The 3,473-nt window shown below is 36.8% G+C and carries 1 protein-coding gene; it reads right to left on the minus strand.

What is annotated here, in order from left to right:
- The coding region (locus tag BLR60_RS24515; protein ID WP_143009157.1) for an amino acid adenylation domain-containing protein at positions 1 to 3,473 on the minus strand (3,473 nt) is incomplete at both ends.

Consider the following 3,473-nt stretch of genomic DNA (forward strand, 5'->3'; position numbering starts at 1 on the left):
TTTGACTTGTCAATCTTACCGTTCGCAGTCAACGGCATACTTTCTAAATGCACAATGAACGAAGGAACCATATAATCCGGAAGACGAGAGGATAGTTTTATTCTGATTTCCGAAATATTGATATGTTTATTGCTATTTGAAGTTACAAATGCAATTATATAACTGTTTCCATTAATTTCGGTATGGACAACAGTTGTTTCATTAATCTCTGAAAGGTCAGATATATGACTGGAAATCTCATCGAGTTCTATCCTGTGTCCTCTGATTTTTATTTGATTATCTTTTCTGCCTAAAAATTCAATTGTTCCATCAGGGAGATATCGAGCCATATCTCCCGTTCGATACAACCTCACCGAATGATTCTTTATGAAGGGATCTGTCATAAAAACAGCTTCTGTTTTCTCCGGAGAATTAATGTAACCTCTTCCAATACCTATTCCTGATACCCAAAGTTCTCCTTTTACTCCAATTGGGCATTTTCGTTCTTCCCTATCTACCACATATATATTGAAACCAGCGATCGGTTTTCCAATGGGAACGGTTAATCCCTCAGGAATATGGTTCATAATATGATGGGTGATATCATCTGAGGCTTCTGTCGGTCCATAAGCATTAACTATTGGAATGGTCGAAAAACATTCAAACCAGCGGCGTACCAAGGTATTGGAAACCGTTTCACCTGTAACTATAAGAAATTCTAGTGACGAGAGCATTTGACTGTGAGCAGTGGCAGACTCTAATTCCATTAAAATGGCTAGGTAACTAGGGACAACTTCCAAAATTGTCACCTTATCAGCTGTAACTGTTCTGAAGAAATATTCTGCATCCAAAATTATGTCGTCACTATAAACAAGCGTTTTTCCACCTTTTGTCAATGCAGCAAACATTTGCCATACGGAAATATCAAAACTTTGAGAGGCATTTTGCGCTACGATAGAATGTTCATCGATTTGTAGATCAGATATTTTCGCATATAGGTGATTTAACATACCCTTATGCTCTATCATAGCTCCTTTAGGGATCCCGGTTGATCCCGATGTATATATAATGTAGGCTAAACCATCACTTTGTGATCGACTGGGCATATCCAAAGAATATTGTGCAACGAGTTGGGGATAATTCCAAAGCTTGCATCTTTCAGAAGAACAGTCATCGGTAGGGCCAGACACTTGTTGATCGACACAGATTAGATGCTGTAACTGACTACAACTTACAGATAATTCATACGCGATTTTTTGGTATTTTTTGCTGTAAAAAAGTACTCTAAGCCCTGAGTTTTCAATGATCGTAATAATTCGTTCAATTGGTAATGAAGGGTGTAGGGGTAAATATGCGCAACCAGCAATCCAAATCCCGGTGATACAGGTAATCATTTCTATTCCCCGATCAGTCAACATCCCAATTATTGTTTCTGGGTTAAGTTCCAGTGCGACCTGGATAAAATTATTTAAAGTACTGGCTTTCTGGGAAAGATCCTTATAGGTAATATAATTAAGTCCGTCTTCAATTGCAATCTTTTCAGGATCCGATTGAGCAGTCTTAAGAATGAGTTTATCAATGGTATTTTGATCTACGCTATGATAAGATTCATTATTGGGTTCGCAAAGTCTCAGTTCAGATTCTGCCAAAAATTCTATATTACCTATTGCTTGCGTTGGATTTAATAAAAACTGGTTGAGAACGTTCTGAAAGTGAGTAATAATTAAGTCTACATAGGTATGGTCAATGAGATCATTATTATAACTAAAAGTGAGCGAAATTTCATTTTTATGTTCAGTTACATATATAGTTAGTAAATAATTGTTTTGCTCTTCAAATACGATATTCTTAAATGTCAATTTTTGGCCTTGTTTCTGCTCTAATTCTTCGAACGGATATTTCTTAAAAACTATTACGGTATCGAATAGTTCCTCTGAGCTATTTACCCAACGGTTTATGTCAACTAGTGAAGTAGTTTCAAATTCCTTCAAGGAAATTAGGTTTTCATTTAATTCCTGTAAATGTGAACTGACAGTCATTTCAGATCGGACTGCCGTATTAATTGGAATAGAATTTATGAACATACCAACTCTGGATTCCATTCGATCAAGATTATATGGTCTGCCAGATACCGTTAAGCCATAATTTACAATTTCTTTATCGGTATAGCGGGCTAGGAGAAAAGACCAAACTCCCTGCACCATTGTACTCAGAGTAATGTGTTCATTTTTACGAAAAAGATTAATACTATCTAATAGCGTTCCATTGATTTTGATTTCCTGGTTTTTATATCTACCATCTCCTTTATTTCTCGATTTTGTAGGATTTACAAATGGTAGCAACGTCCCTGTGATGCTTTCCCCAAGATAATTCAACCAAAATAACCGTTCTGCTTCTCGATCTTTAAGACTTAAATAGTCAATATAATCCTTATAGCTATCTATCTTTTCATCCTTCGCTTTTTTACCCTCAAGTAGCGTCTGGTATGTTTCCAAGAGTTCATCTATCAGTATTGGCATTGACCAACCATCGGTTAGCAGATGATGACTGGTCCATATCATTTTATATTTATCTTCTGAAACCCTCAGTACAGTTATTCTGATGAGTGGGGGTTTATCGACATTGAAACCTGCTTTTTTGTTCTGAAAAGCCAAGTCCTCAACATAAGATGGTTGTTTATTTATCGGAACTTCCCGAACATCTATAAATTCAAAGGGTATTTTTAACTCCTTATGGACGCACTGCACGGGAAATTTGAAATCTTTATAATGAAAACTACTGCGAAGGATAGTATGTTTTTCCAAAATACTGCTCCACGATAATTCCAATACGCTTAGGTTTATATAACCCTCTAAATCACAAACCAGCTGTTCGCAATAAGAACTGGCATTTGAATTATATAAACTGTGGAAGATCATTCCCTCCTGAATAGGGCTTAGAGGATAAATAGCTTGAATGTTTTTTCCCTCTATGGGCTGTGAGATTAAAAACTCATCAAGTTCTTCGATACTGACCTCTTTGGAGAGTCCAAAATCTGAAGGTGTTTTCTTAATATCTTTCACAGCAATGCAATGTGAGATTATTGTTTTCAGTTTTCTTACGTAATCGGCTCCTAATTCTTCTATAGTTTTTTCAAGGAAGTTAAATTGGCAATATCTCCAATTAAATTGCATCCGATCATTGAGAATATATATGTCAATTTCAATTTTGTGTGGCGATGAATTTTCTTCGGCGCTAGAATGACGGATACCATAACCCTGAACCATATCGATACACTCCTTATGAGAGATAAAATTATCGAGTTGGCCGAGGTAATTGAATATGATCTGGAACGCGTTGGTGCTTCGGATTGATTTTCTTGTTTCTTCGTCGTTGTTGAGGTATGCCAGTGCGCCATAGCTGATACCCTTGTCTGGTATCTCCCTGAGCTGTTCCTTTACCGTTCTAATCTTGTCGGACCATTCTGTTTTCCTTCCGATGTCTACCAGCACAGG

The sequence above is a fragment of the Pedobacter terrae genome, assembly GCF_900100705.1.
Classification (GTDB): Bacteria; Bacteroidota; Bacteroidia; order Sphingobacteriales; family Sphingobacteriaceae; genus Pedobacter; species Pedobacter terrae.